Raw genomic sequence first — 13,021 nt, 5'->3', positions numbered from 1 at the left:
GAAAAGTCGGCTGATTCACTCGTACTGTGTAAGGTCTCACCGGTCTCCGGCGACACGTCGTTGTCCGAGGTAGACGCCGGTGTCACCGGACTTCCGCCCTCGCACAGGACGTCCGTGGTCATGCCGTCGGCCGGCGGCAGCCCGTCAGCCTCACCCGTTCCCGAGGCGCATCGTGCCCTTGCAACCCAGTCGCTGGTGGAACACCTCGCCCCTCCCTAACGTCGAGGTGGCGGCCATACCGGGACACGGGCATGCGGCGTCCCGGCCGTCGTGGTCGTGGCCTGCGTCGACGCACGCGCCGGGCCGGCGGACAACGGCAAGAAGGGGAGCCCGATGAACCGCGAGACCGTGCCGACGTTGTCGGCCATGCTCACCGACCTCGAGGAACTGGTGTCCTGCGAGTCGTTCACCGCCGACCACGCCGCGGTGGCCCGCAGTGCGGAAGTGGTCGCCGCGCTCGGGTCGAGGCTGCTGCACCAGACGCCCGAGACGCTCGTGATCGACGGTGTGAGCCATCTGAGCTGGACCTTCGGCACGCCCCGGGTACTGCTCCTGGGACACCACGACACCGTGTGGCCGATCGGCTCGCTCCGTGCCCGGCCCTGGTCCGTGACCGACGGCAGGGCCACGGGGCCCGGGGTGCTGGACATGAAGGCCGGGCTGGTGCAGATGTTCCACGCGCTGGCCGGCCTGGTGTCCCGGGACGGCGTGCGCGTACTCGTCACCGGCGATGAGGAGATCGGCTCCCCGACCTCGCGGGAGCTGATCGAGCGATCGGCAGCCGGCTGTGTGGCGGCCTTCGTGCTGGAGGCCTCGGCGGACCTGGAAGGGACACTCAAGACCGCGCGCAAGGGCACCTCGGTCTACGAGGTGGTGGTGCACGGCAAAGCGGCGCACGCGGGCCTGGAACCGGACAAGGGCGCCAACGCCACCATCGAGGCGGCCCACCAGGTACTGGCCATTGCCGGACTCGGCGCCTCGGTGGTCTCCGAGGGCGACCCGGCGCTCGGCTCCCCCACGATCACCCCCACCGTGCTCTCGGCCGGCAGCACCCGCAACACGGTGCCCGCGCTGGCGCGCCTGTTGGTGGATGTACGGGTGCCCACCGCGACGGCGCAGCAGCGGATCGACGCGCTCCTGCGACAGCTCACTCCCCGGGTTTCCGGAACCCGGCTGGAGGTGCGCGGCGGCAGCCGACGCCCGCCCATGGAACCGGAGTCCTCCAGCGCGCTGCTGGCCCTCGCCTCACGGCTGGCACGGCAACTGGGCCAGCGGCCCCTGCGCGGAGTCGCCGTCGGCGGCGCCTCGGACGGCAACTACACCGCGGCCGTCGGGTGCCCGACGCTGGACGGCCTGGGGGCGGTGGGCGAGGGCGCCCACAGCGATGGTGAGTACGTCGACATCGCGCAGATGGTTCCCCGCACCCGGCTGCTGGCCCGGCTGATCAGCGAGGCCCGGCGCTGACGCCCTCGCGCTGCCGGACGGCCGCGGCCGGTGGTCGCTCGCGCAGCGCGCCGTAGCCGATGAAGTACGCGGGGAGGCGGCGCATCAGCCGTGACCCGCTGAGCAGGCCCGCCAGGCGCCGTGCCCGGTCCACACTGCCGAGGGGTGGCTGCCCCCGCAGGACGGGGGCGATGAAGCGGGCGTGGGCCACCCGCTGGAGCGCCTGGGTCGCGACGGTGGTGGGACGGCGGCGGCGCTGCACTCCGCGCACGTCGCGCAGTCCCACGCTCCCGCGGCGCAGCGGCTCGACCAGGTAGCGGGCGGCGGCCACGGCGTCCTCCACCGCGAGATTGATACCTATGCCGAAGACCGGGGACATCGCGTGGGCGGCGTCGCCGATGCACAGCAGCCCGGGGCGGTGCCAGCGGCGCAGCCGGTCCAGGCGTACGTCGAGTAGCTTGACCTCGTCCCAGGAGCGCAGCCGGCGGGTGCGATCCGCGATCCAGGGGACGGCGGCGGCGTAGTCGGCCAGGAAGCGGTCGAGACCGGCGGCACGGCGCTCCGGGTCGGTGCCCTTGGGGATGAGCGCGGCGCACTGCCAGTAGTCCCCGCGGTCGATCATCGCGGTCAGGAAGCGGTCGCCGGCGCCGCCGACGAGTCCGCGCGGGTCCCCTTCGTGCCGCGGTAGCCGGAACCACCAGGCGTCCATCGGGCAGCCGAAGCTGCGCAGTCCCAGCTCCGGCAGGGAGCGCGCCAGTGATCCGCGTCCGTCGCAGGCGACGGTGAGGAGGGCGCGCAGCTCGCCGGCGCGGCCGTCGGGGGTGCGGTAGCGGACCCCGGTCACCCGGCCTCCTGCGGTCAGGAAGGAGGTCGCCTCGGTGCCCATCAGCAGCCGGAAGGACGGCTCGCGCCGGGCCTCGTCCGCGAGGAGGTCGAGCAGGTCCCACTGCGGCACCATCGCCACGTAGTTGTACGGGCCCGGCAGCACCGCGAGATCCGCGACCGTGACCGCCGATCGGCCGGCCCCGACCGGCAGCTGGACGGTGCGTACCCGGCGCTGGGGCAGCCGGGCGAAGCGCTCGGCGAGGCCCAGGTCGTCCAGCAACGCCAGCGTCGAGGGGTGCACGGTGTCGCCGCGGAAGTCGCGCAGGAAGTCGCCGTGTTTCTCCAGCACCGTCACGGCGATGCCGGCCCGGGCCAGCAGCAGGGCGAGCACCATGCCCGCGGGGCCGCCCCCGACCACACAGCACGTGGTCCGCTCCATCACGGTCCCACCCTTCGAGGGAGCAATAATTCATCGACTGCTGAATACCATACTCCTCCTCAGAGACTCAGCGTGATCGCGGAGCCGACACCGCCCAGACCGAGGGCGAGCGCGGCCTCGGCCCAGCCTCCCGAGCCCCAGCGGAAGAACCGGTCGACGGCGAGCCGGCCCGGGCCGATGGCCGCGACGGCCAGGGCGACCACGGCGATGCAGACGCTGTACTCCACGCCGCCGTTCGCCTCCCACAGGCCATGGGCGCCGTTGACCGTGGCCATGGCATTGATCATCACGCCGATCAGGGCGGCGGCCGCGAGTGGAGTGAGCAGCCCGAGGGCGAGGCCGAGGCCGCCGAGGAACTCGGACAGGCCGCCGATCACGGCGAAGAGCTTTCCCGGCCGGTAACCGAGACCGGCGAACGCCCGACCGGTCGCCGCCAGTCCGTCGCCCCCGAAGATCCCGAACAGCTTTTGGGCGCCGTGCCCGGCCATCAGCAGCCCGAAGGTCAGCCTGATGAGCAGCAGGCCCCAGTCGGCGGCCGACGACGTGGGCGCCGTGATGGCGGGCGCTCCCGATTCCGCAGCACTGGAAGCGGGACCGGAAGCGGGACCGGCGGCAGGACGGGAAGGGCGCTGCAGGATGCGCTTGGCATGCATGTCGATACTCCGATAAGAACGCCGGAACGGGCGTTACCCCCAGCTCGGCCAGACGCCGAGGCACCGGTCGGCGGTGAGCCCTGCGCGGCACCGCAGAGCGCCGACCACCCCAGTCGATCCTTCCGCAGCAACCATGATCACGCATCCCGCGGCGGGCACGGGTGAGGACATGGTGCTCGACCAGGACCTGTTCGTCCGCCAGGCGTTCACCGGTGTCGGTCATCTGTCGGGGGCTGTCGGTCCGATGTCGGCGGCCTGTCGGCGTGGTCTGGGACCTTTCCGTAGATCCCGCCGGGTGCCCATCCGGCAGGCGTGCGACATACAAGGAATCACCATGACCACTGACGTCACGATCATCGGCGCCGGGCTCGGAGGACTGACTCTCGCCCGCGTCCTCCACGTCCACGGCATCACGGCCACGGTCTACGAGGCGGAGGCCTCACCGACGGCTCGCGCGCAGGGCGGGATGCTCGACATCCACGACTACAACGGCCAACCGGCTCTGCGGGCGGCGGGCCTGATCGACGAGTTCCGCGACCTCGTCCTGGAGGGCCGCCAGGCGATGCGGATCCTCGACCGGGACGGGACCGTCCTGGTCGACGAACCCGACGACGGCACGGGGGGACGCCCCGAGGTGCAGCGCGGCGAGCTGCGCCAGATCCTGCTCGACTCGCTCCCGGCCGGCACGGTCCGGTGGGGCCACAAGGTCAGCGGCACCCGTGCCCTCGGCGAGGGCCGCCACGAGGTGGCCTTCGCCGACGGCGGCACCGTCGTCACGAGCCTGCTGGTCGGCGCGGACGGCGCGTGGTCACGGGTTCGGCCTCTGCTCTCCGACGCCACCCCCGAATACGTCGGCATGTCGTTCGTCGAGACCTACCTGTTCGACGGCGACACCCGGCACCCTGCCGCCGCGAAGGCGGTCGGCGGCGGGGCATTGCTCGCGCTCGCGCCGGGCAAGGGGATCCAGGCTCACCGGGAGAAGGGCGGCACCCTGCACACCTACGTGGCGCTCACCGAGCCGCAGGACTGGTTCGCCGCCGTCGATTTCACCGATGCCGCCGCGGCCACCGCGCGGATCGCGCAGGAGTTCGACGGCTGGGCTCCGGAACTCACCGCGCTGATCACCGACTGCGACACCGCGCCGGTCCTGCGCCCCCTCCACGCCCTGCCGGCCGGGCACCGGTGGGATCGGGTGCCGGGAGTGACCCTGCTCGGCGACGCCGCCCACCTCTCGGTCCCGAACGGCGAAGGCGCCAACCTGGCCCTATACGACGGCGCCGAACTCGGCAAGGCCATCGCCGCGCACCCCGACGACGTCGAAGCAGCCCTCACCGAGTACGAGCAGGCCATGTTCCCCCGCGGCACCGAAGCCGCCGTCGATGGCAACCAGCTCCACGGACTCCTCTTCGGCGACGACGCACCCCACGGCCTGATCACCGCGTTCGCGGAAGGCGAGCAGAACCGATGAGTCGTCAGGAGAAGCTGTACCCGGTGAAGTCGGTGACCGGGACGTATCCGATGCGCTGGTAGAGGGCGTTGCTGGTGGGGTTGGCCGGGTTCGTGAACAGTACGACGTCCGTCGCGCCCGCCGTCAGCGCGGCTCCGCTCACCTCGACGGTCACGGCGCCCGCGTAGCCGCGGCCCCGGAGGTGGGCCGGGGTGTAGACGGGGTCCACCCGGACCATGCCGCCGACCATCGAGGTCGAGCCCGCCATGGAAACCGCAGTGCCGTCCGGGGTCTCCCAGAACGTGAAGTGCTTGTCGGCGAAGCGGGAGTCGGCCCAGGAGCCGGCGTCCATGGGGGGCGCCTCTCCGACGGCGGCGGCGAACTCACCGCACCAGCGGATGAGTTGCTCACGGTCGTCCACCACGCGCGCCCGGCCCTCCGGGACCGGCTCCGGTGGGGTGAGCGTGCCGAGCCGATAAAGACGGCCCCGCCAGCTCTTCACCGGCGTTGCGCCGGTGTGCCGCTGCCATGTCTCGGCGAAAGCGGTGGCGGTGTCATGGTCCGCGGTGACGCCGGAGAGGGGGCGGCCCAGGTCGGCCAGGCGGGCGGCGAGAGTGTCGGCATGTTCGAGGGACAGGGGGGTGAGGGTCAGGCGATGGGACGGAAGGCGGAAGAAGATGGCGCGGACCTCGCCCCCTCGCTCCAGCCGGCCGAAGACGGGGGCTTCGGCGCCGTACGCGTCCACCCCGCGTGTTCGCAGTCTCTCGATCACCGTCAGCGGAGTGGTGTGCAGGGCGGGGCGCGAGCGCAGGAAGTCTCCGGCTCGGGCGAGAAACTCGTCGAAGTCTTCGGTGAGTTGCCAGTCATCCGGACGCATGCTTCATGGTCCCTGATGTACTCGACGCCGAGGAGCACTCGCCCGGAGACGGGCAGGACCCGGGGTCCTGCCGCCGCCCCGCCCGCCGCTGGGGCCTGTCCGGCGGATCAGGTCGCAGGACACGGGCGGCGCCTCATCGGCGCTGGTGAGCGGGGCGATGGGGGTCCCCCCCGCGAGCGCATTCGAAGGGGAGCGTCCAGCTGCAAGGCGGAGGAGGGCGTCGACGCGATGGGGGTCCCCCCGCGCGAGCGAAGCCGAGCGTGGGGGAGTCGGCAAACGACGACAACGCCGCAGGTGGGCGTGCCAAGCCCCGCGTCTGCGGCATGATCCGCCGGGCAGGCCCTAGGCCGGAATGGCGCCGAGTTGCCGCATCTGTGAGAAGACGTCGACGACTCCCCAGATCTCAGCGATTCGGCCGCCCGTGAAACGGATGATGAAGATCTCCTGGTAGGTGACGGATTTGCCGGTCGGCGGCAGGCCCCTGTACTCGCCCCGGTGGGTCCCGGTAACCGTGTTCCGGAAGACGATCTTGTCCCCCTCCGCGATCACATCCTCGACTTCCACTCGGATGTCGGGGAACGCGCGAAGGAGCACCGCCCACACTTGCTTGAGTGCCTGTGCCCCCGTGGTTTCCATCGGCACTGGCGCGTGGAACAGCATGTCCGGCTCGACGACCTCGTCGATCGTCTTCGCGATGACTTCCGCGTCGCCGCTGTTGACGGCGTCATGGAAGCGGCTGAACGTGGCTTTGTTGGTTTCCGTGAGTGTCGACATCGGATTTCTCCTCGAGGAGCCGGTGGGCGTTACGCGTGGTAGTTCTTCCCGAACGGCCTGCCGGGGATCGGCTTGCCGATGAGAGCGACGGGGATGAACAGGCAGAGGTGGCCGATCGCCATGGTGAGCGTCCAGAGCGCCGTGTCGTCGTAGTGGGCGGATGCCCGCGCGAACAGCTCGTCGGAGACGCGATCCGCGAACGGGCTGGGTGTGAAGACGGCCTCCGCGAGCTCCAGCGCAACCCGTTCGGCGTCGGTGAAGTAGGGGGCGCTCTGCCATGTCGCCAAGGCGGTGATGCGCTCCTCCGGTTCCCGGCCTTGCGGAGCTCGTTGGTGAGCCGGACGGTGTGGTAGGTGCTGCCGACGATCTGCGCGGCGCGCAGCGTCACCAGGCCGATGGTGGTCTTCGGAACCTGACCGTCCCCAATGGCCTTGCGCAGCGCTCCGGACAGTGCCGCCAGCTCGGGGAAAGCCTGGTTGAGGTTGGGCAGCCGCGACTTGATGCCGTCCTGCTCGGTCGTCGTGGACGTGGACATGGAGAGGTTCCCCTTCCAGAGTCATTGCCGGGTGGTGTCTCACCAGTCCGACAACACAGCACCCGGGAATGTGAGGCGCCGCGCCAACCGCACAGTTCACCGCGCGTGCCGCACCTCGGCGCGCGGCTGTGTGCGACGGTGCCGGCCGGACCCGCCTAGGCTGGGAGCATGCGCGGTGGCCCCGTCACCTTGTTCCTGTGCGGTGACGTGATGCTGGGCCGGGGTGTCGATCAGATCCTTCCGCATCCCGGAAACCCGGCGCTGCGGGAGACGTATGTGCGTGACGCCCGTGCGTATGTCGAGATGGCCGAGGCGGTGAACGGGGAGATTCCCCGGCCGGCCGGGTTCTCCTGGCCCTGGGGCGAGGCGCTGCGGGTCCTCGACGAGGCCGCGCCCGACGCCCGGATCGTCAATCTGGAGACCAGTGTCACGGGGGACGGCCGGTTCGCGCCCGGAAAGGCGGTCCACTACCGGATGAGCCCCGCGAACCTGCCGTGCCTGGCCGCCGCCCGCCCCGACGTCTGCGTTCTGGCCAACAACCATGTACTGGACTTCGGGCGCAGCGGACTCGACGAGACGCTCGACGCCCTGGCCGGCGCGCGGCTGAGGACAGCGGGGGCGGGCCGGGACAGGGCCGAGGCGAGGCGGCCGGCGGTGGTCCCGGTCGACGGCGGGGGCCGGGTGCTGGTGTTCTCGTGCGGGACGCCGTCCAGCGGCATCCCGCGGGGGTGGGCCGCGACCGGCGAGCGCGGCGGTGTGGACTACGTGGCCGAGCCGTCCGACGCCGCCGCGGCCGGGATCACCGGTCGTCTGCGGCAGGTGAAGCGACCGGGCGACATCGCGGTCGTGTCGATTCACTGGGGGGCGAACTGGGGGTACGGCGTCTCCCGCGCCGAGGTCCGCTTCGCTCACGCACTCGTCGACGGCGGAGCGGACATCGTGCACGGCCACTCCTCGCACCACCCGCGCCCGGTGGAGGTGTACCGGGGCAGGCCGGTCCTGTACGGCTGCGGCGACTTCGTCGACGACTACGAGGGGATCGGCGGCTACGAACGGTACCGGGACGACCTGCGGTTGCTGTTCCTCGTCACCGTCGATCCGGACAGCGGCGCACCGGCCGCCGTACGGATGGTGCCCTTCCAGGCACGGCGGATGCGGCTGCTGCGCGCTTCGCAGGATGACGCCGAGTGGCTGCGGACCGTTCTGGACCGCGTGAGCCACGACTTCGGGTCGCGCGTCGTCCACGAGCCGGACGGCACTCTGGTCCTCCGGTCATGAGCGCGCCTCACCGGCTGGGCAGCCCCCAGCGGGGCGCGTCCCCGTTCGGGCGTACGGGCGTGACGGTCAGGTCGGGGCGGTCTCCCGCGCCCGTGATCAGCACCGACTCGCCCTCGCCCAGGGTGACCCGGATCGCGCCGTCCCCGGCGTCGGCGTACCGCAGGGGCCGGCCCCGCCCGTCCCGTACGTCGACCGGCCCCGTGATGCCGTGCCGTACGACGCAGGGCGCGCCCGCCTCGCTGACCAGTCGCACCCAGCGGGTGGTGCCGCCCCGGCGGACCGCGCTCAGCAGGAAGGCGCCGTGTGTACGGAAGTCGTGCACGGTCAGGTCCGCCCAGGCGGCGGGCAGGGCGGGGAACACGCGGATGATCCCACCCCACGACTGGCACACCATGTCGTGCAGTGACTGGGCCGCCGACAGCGGTGTCTCGATGACCGGGCCCGACTCCTTGTACATGGTGTTGGGCTGGATGAAACGGGTCATCAGCTCGCCGAGGTACTTCAGCGCGTCCTCGCCCTTGCCGAGCAGCGCCGACATCGAGGCGGCGCCGGTGAAGGTGTAGCCCTGGAGGGCGCCCTCGAAGCCCACCCAGTGCGCCAGGGACTTCTCGATCAGGGCGCGTTCGTCGGGGGTGCGGCCGGTCACCTCGTACAGCGGGTAGACCGCGAGGAGATGCGAGTAGTGGCGGTGGGACTTCGCGAAGGGGATGTCCGCGCCGATCATGAAGCCGTTCTCGTCCGTCGGGTACGGCACCCGCTTCGCCAGCACCTCGCGCCAGCGCGGCGCCAGCTCATCGCGAATGCCGAGCAGTTGGGCGGATTCGAGAAGGGTGCGGCAGCCCCAGGTCAGGAGCATCAGGTCGTAGTTGCAGTCGCGCGAGTCGCCGCCGTACTCCGGGGAGAAGGTGGCGGGCAGGTGCAGTTTCCCGTCCGGGCCCGGCTCCAGGAAGTGCAGGTAGTAGTTGATCGCCTTACGGAGGAGGGGGAAGAGGACGTCACGGAGGACGGACTCGTTCATCGTGTGCCGGTAACTCAGCCAGACGTTGTGCAACGCCCAGGTGAGGTCGCCGACTTCCGGTGTCGGCGGGTCCTGGCCGGGGATGCCCACGCCGTAGCCGGTGAGGGTGCCGGCCGCGCCGTTGACCAGATGGGGGTCGGTGGTGCGGGGGATGCCGAGCGAGTCGGCGCGGTACTGCGGCGCGACCTCCTTGGCGAGGTTGTCCCGGAATTCGCTCAGCGCCCGGGTGATCGCGTCGAGTTCGAGGTGGTTGGAGCCGTGGATGAGCCAGTACTCCAGCTGCGCGTTCAGGTTCCACCAGGTGTTGGGCCACGGGGTGGGTTCCAGCCAGGGGCCGCTCGTCGCCATCACGGGGGCGTCGCGGCGGGCGGCGGAGGCGGCCTTGTACAGCTGGATCCAGTAGAAGCGCTGGATACGGGGGTCGGGCAGGGAGAGGAAGCTCTTGCGGTAGTAGGCGTGCCACCAGGCGCGGTGGGTCACCGCCAGGGCGGGGTAAGGAAGTCGGGAGGTGGCGCGGACGGTCTTCAGCGCCCGTGCCAGGGCCGTGGCCTGCGGGTGGGAGTGCGCGACGTGGACGTACAGCGTCCGTGTCCGGCCTCTGGTGCGCTCGCGCCACGCGGTGACGTGCTGTCCGCCCGCCAGCAGGGGCTGCACGGCGGCGGTCGCACCGTCGTGGTCGGCGACCTCGGCGGGCGGGTTGCCCTGGTAGCCGTCCGGCAGTGGTTTGAAGGCGGCCCGCGGACTGATCGCGTCCGCCGGGTGGAACACCCATCGGAAGTCGCGCTCGCCCTCGCTCGGCGTCACCTCCACGGCCAGGACCGAGCGGTCGTTGTGGACCAGGGCGCGCAGGGCCAGGGTGCCTCGGTCGGTGGTGAGCGTGCCGGTCAGTTCGGCGTCGTGCAGCGCCAGCCGCCAGTCGAGGCCGGTGATCGCGCCCACGGGCTGCAGTGTGAAGTACCCGATCGGCAGCCGGGCCAGACCGAAGAGGGAGCCGAACTCGGGACGGTGGTCCTGCACTTCGGAGTGCTGGACGTTGAAGCGCACGGCCGTCGTCGGGGCGCCCGGCTCGGCGTAGATCCCGGAGCCGAGGAAGCCGTTGCCGAGGAACGGTCCCTCGTACCAGGTTTGCGGCATCCGCTGCCAGACCAGGTCGGCGTCGTCGAGGACGGCGCGCCAGGGGTCGGAGGACTGCGCGGCGCCCTCGACGCGGTCCGCCGCCCTCGCCGGCGCGGGCAGGCCCGACGCCAGCAGTGCGCCGCCCAGGGCTGATCCGGTGGCGAGGACGGTGCGTCTGGACGGACTGGGCACGGAGGGGCTGGACACGTTACCTCCAGGCGGGCTCGTCAATTCATCGGAGTTATCCCGTGATGCAACGTAGAAAAGAGCCTGCTGTGCGTCAACAGGACGGGAGAGATCCGATGTATTGACTTCATCAATCCCGGGGCATGGAGCACACGTCACCGAACTGGCCTGGGGGCCCCGGACGTGTCCGGGGCCCCCAGGCCAGTTCTGAACCGCTTGACGGTTACCAGCGATACCAGCGGCCCCTTCGGCCGCCGCTATCCGCGGTTCGGACCACGAAGCCCAGCAACCAGACGGCCAGGACGATCACGGCGATCCACCACAGCGCCTTCAGGGCGAAGCCCGCGCCGAAGAGAACCAGAGCCAGCAGAAGAACGAGAAGCAGGGGAACCATAGTTATCAACCTCCGACGCTCCTGGTGCCCGGCGAACGGAAGAACACACGCTCGATTCACCTTGTTTTCTTCACCGCTTCTACGGGAACTCTGACGGCTTGACACAAACTCGTACGCGTCCCTGAAGTGACGCCGACAGGGTAGACGGGCGAGCATGGCTGAAGTGATACAGGCAGGACTGTGGGGGCTTCTGGCGGGCTCTGCGCTGCTGCTCGGTGCCGCGGTGGGGTACGGGGCGCGGGTGCCGCAGAAGGTGATCGCGACCGTGATGGCCTTCGGTGCCGGGGTGTTGTTGTCCGCCGTCTCCTTCGAGCTGGTGGGCGAAGCGTACGACCAGGCGGGACTCGCCCCCGCGGCCACGGGCACGCTGATCGGCGCGCTGGCCTACACCGGGGGCAATGTGTGGCTGGCCCGCCGGGGCGCCCGGCATCGGGGACGTTCGGGCCACCATCCGGAACAGGCGCAGCCGTCTGAGGCGGAGCAGGGCGGATCCGGGACGGCGCTGGCGCTGGGCGCGCTGCTCGACGGGGTGCCGGAGTCGGCGGTGATCGGGGTCAGCCTGCTCGACGGTGGCGCGGTCAGCCTGGTGACGGTGGCTGCGGTGTTCATCAGCAACGTCCCGGAAGGGCTGTCCAGTTCGGCCGGGATGAAGAAGGCCGGCCGCACCCGGGGTTACGTCTTCGGCGTCTGGGGCGCGATCGCCGCCGCGAGCACCGCGTCGGCCGTCCTCGGGTACACGGTGGTCGGCGCCTTCTCCCCCGCCGTGATCGCCGCGGTGACCGCGGTCGCCGCCGGGGCGATCCTCGCCATGATCGCCGACACGATGATCCCGGAGGCCTTCGAAGACGCGCACCTGGCCATCGGGCTGATCACCGTGACCGGCTTTCTGGTCTCCTTCGCCCTTTCCCACGCATGAGCGCACGCTCAGGGCCCGCCGCCGGCCGGTGCGACCGGTCGGACTCTCAGAGGGCGTCAAGGCCACGGCCGAGGCGATGGCGTGGAACCCGGCCTCATCGGGGTGGAGGCCGTCCTGGAAGACATAGCCGTGGGCGGCGCGGATCAGCCTCCCCCGAACGTCAGCTCACGCACGCTGTCCGGCCAGACCTGGGCGTCACCGGCGGACCGGCCGACGGTCGCGGCGGTGACCCGCAGCGGTGTGGTGCCGTACGTGTTGGACGACGGGCCGCTGCACGGCTGTCCCCCACGCCCCGGTCCACACCGGTCCCGCGGCGGCATGGGGCCGCTGCCGCCCGTCCTCCGGAGGAGATCTCACCGTTTCCCGGTACGGAGATCATCGGGGCAGTCCCCCGGATCCGTCCTGGGGTTGTCCCCGCCCGCCGCCACGGTCAGGAAAGGTCGCCCTGTTCGCACACCCGGCGGGCGACCTCGCGGAGTTTGACGTTGTTCTCCTGGGAGAATCGACGCAGCACGTCGAAGGCCTGTTCCTCGGTGAGGTGGTGGCTGCCCATGAGGATGCCCATGGCCTCCCCGATGATGTGCCGGGTGGCGACCGCCCGCTCCATCTGGGCGTGGGCACGGGCGCTGGAGAAGGCGACCGCGGCATGGGAGGCCAACAGCCAGCCCGCCATCTCACTGGCCTCGGTGAAGGCGCCGGGCTCACGGGAGTACAGATTGAGCGCACCGAGGTCCTCGTCCTCGGTGAACAGCAGAAAGCCCATCATGCTGCCCACACCGAGAACGCTGGCCCGCGGAGCGTAGGCGGGCCAGCGCGGCTGCTCCCGAGTGAAGTCCGCGATGCGGAAGACGCGCTCGCCCTCGGACGTACGGGCGGCGTCGAAGCACGGTCCTTCCGCCAGCCGCTCCTGCAGCCTGTCGCTGTCGATGACCAGCGTGTCGGTGGGGGCGAGCGTTTCCACCTTCCTGCCGTGCAGCACGAGGATGCCGGCCGCGTGGCAGCCCTCCACCAGTTCGGTGGCCGAGGCGGTGATCCGTTCCAGCGTGGTCGCGACCGATTCCTGTGCCAGCAGATCCCGTGCCATCGACGCCATCTGCTCCGCGAAGCGAGCCCAGTTCAT

General features: G+C 71.0%; 12 protein-coding genes. 4 read left to right on the top strand and 8 right to left on the bottom strand.

Translation table 11 applies throughout. The annotated features are described in order from the left end of the window. The first annotated feature begins 333 nt into the window (after window positions 1-333). Entirely contained in the window at window positions 334-1,464 is a 1,131-nt protein-coding gene (locus ACZ7L0_RS19295) for a M20 family metallopeptidase (RefSeq protein ID WP_471243680.1), read from the top strand. On the opposite strand, the gene ACZ7L0_RS19290 is transcribed toward ACZ7L0_RS19295, so the two are convergent. Then, entirely contained in the window at window positions 1,445-2,707 is a 1,263-nt protein-coding gene (locus ACZ7L0_RS19290) for an FAD-dependent oxidoreductase (protein WP_471243679.1), read from the bottom strand. The two genes, ACZ7L0_RS19295 and ACZ7L0_RS19290, sit on opposite strands and share 20 nt — an antisense overlap. 59 nt (window positions 2,708-2,766) lie before the next feature. Then, window positions 2,767-3,360, bottom strand: a complete 594-nt coding sequence (locus ACZ7L0_RS19285; RefSeq protein ID WP_471243678.1) for a DoxX family protein — start codon at window positions 3,358-3,360, stop codon at window positions 2,767-2,769. Window positions 3,361-3,694: 334 nt separating this feature from the next. On the opposite strand from ACZ7L0_RS19285, the gene ACZ7L0_RS19280 reads away from it, so the two are divergent. After that, window positions 3,695-4,828, top strand: coding sequence for an FAD-dependent oxidoreductase (locus tag ACZ7L0_RS19280; RefSeq protein WP_471243677.1), 1,134 nt, complete (start codon window positions 3,695-3,697; stop codon window positions 4,826-4,828). 4 nt (window positions 4,829-4,832) lie between these two features. Here the strand turns inward: ACZ7L0_RS19280 and ACZ7L0_RS19275 are convergent, their stop codons facing one another. The 3 genes from ACZ7L0_RS19275 to ACZ7L0_RS19265 all read right to left on the bottom strand — a co-directional run bounded on the left by ACZ7L0_RS19275 (window position 4,833) and on the right by ACZ7L0_RS19265 (window position 6,745). Beyond that, the gene (locus tag ACZ7L0_RS19275; RefSeq protein WP_471243676.1) at window positions 4,833-5,684 is read right to left on the bottom strand and encodes a GNAT family N-acetyltransferase; all 852 of its coding nucleotides are present in this window, start codon (window positions 5,682-5,684) and stop codon (window positions 4,833-4,835) included. 342 nt (window positions 5,685-6,026) lie between these two features. Then, complete coding sequence (locus ACZ7L0_RS19270; RefSeq protein ID WP_471243675.1) at window positions 6,027-6,458, bottom strand: ester cyclase; 432 nt, start codon at window positions 6,456-6,458, stop codon at window positions 6,027-6,029. A gap of 29 nt (window positions 6,459-6,487) precedes the next feature. Next, window positions 6,488-6,745, bottom strand: coding sequence for a carboxymuconolactone decarboxylase family protein (locus ACZ7L0_RS19265; RefSeq protein ID WP_471243674.1), 258 nt, complete (start codon window positions 6,743-6,745; stop codon window positions 6,488-6,490). Between the two features lie 416 nt (window positions 6,746-7,161). On the opposite strand from ACZ7L0_RS19265, the gene ACZ7L0_RS19260 reads away from it, so the two are divergent. Further along, a complete protein-coding gene (locus ACZ7L0_RS19260) occupies window positions 7,162-8,271 on the top strand; it encodes a CapA family protein (RefSeq protein WP_471243673.1) in 1,110 nt (369 codons plus the stop codon). 7 nt (window positions 8,272-8,278) lie between these two features. On the opposite strand, the gene ACZ7L0_RS19255 is transcribed toward ACZ7L0_RS19260, so the two are convergent. Together ACZ7L0_RS19255 and ACZ7L0_RS19250 are read right to left on the bottom strand one after the other, a co-directional pair. Beyond that, window positions 8,279-10,612 carry a glycosyl hydrolase family 95 catalytic domain-containing protein gene (locus ACZ7L0_RS19255; protein WP_471243672.1) on the bottom strand — a complete coding sequence of 778 codons (2,334 nt, stop codon included), beginning with the start codon at window positions 10,610-10,612 and terminating at the stop codon, window positions 8,279-8,281. 202 nt (window positions 10,613-10,814) lie between these two features. After that, window positions 10,815-10,985 carry a hydrophobic protein gene (locus ACZ7L0_RS19250; RefSeq protein ID WP_471243671.1) on the bottom strand — a complete coding sequence of 57 codons (171 nt, stop codon included), beginning with the start codon at window positions 10,983-10,985 and terminating at the stop codon, window positions 10,815-10,817. A 154-nt stretch (window positions 10,986-11,139) separates the two neighbouring features. Here ACZ7L0_RS19250 and ACZ7L0_RS19245 point away from each other — a divergent pair, with 154 nt between their 5' ends. Further along, entirely contained in the window at window positions 11,140-11,901 is a 762-nt protein-coding gene (locus tag ACZ7L0_RS19245; RefSeq protein WP_471243670.1) for a ZIP family metal transporter, read from the top strand. A gap of 430 nt (window positions 11,902-12,331) precedes the next feature. On the opposite strand, the gene ACZ7L0_RS19240 is transcribed toward ACZ7L0_RS19245, so the two are convergent. Then, a complete protein-coding gene (locus ACZ7L0_RS19240; RefSeq protein WP_471243669.1) occupies window positions 12,332-13,021 on the bottom strand; it encodes a GAF and ANTAR domain-containing protein in 690 nt (229 codons plus the stop codon).

Source organism: Streptomyces sp. NPDC039424 (genome assembly GCF_055639495.1).
This window is presented reverse-complemented; position numbering and strand designations above follow the sequence as displayed.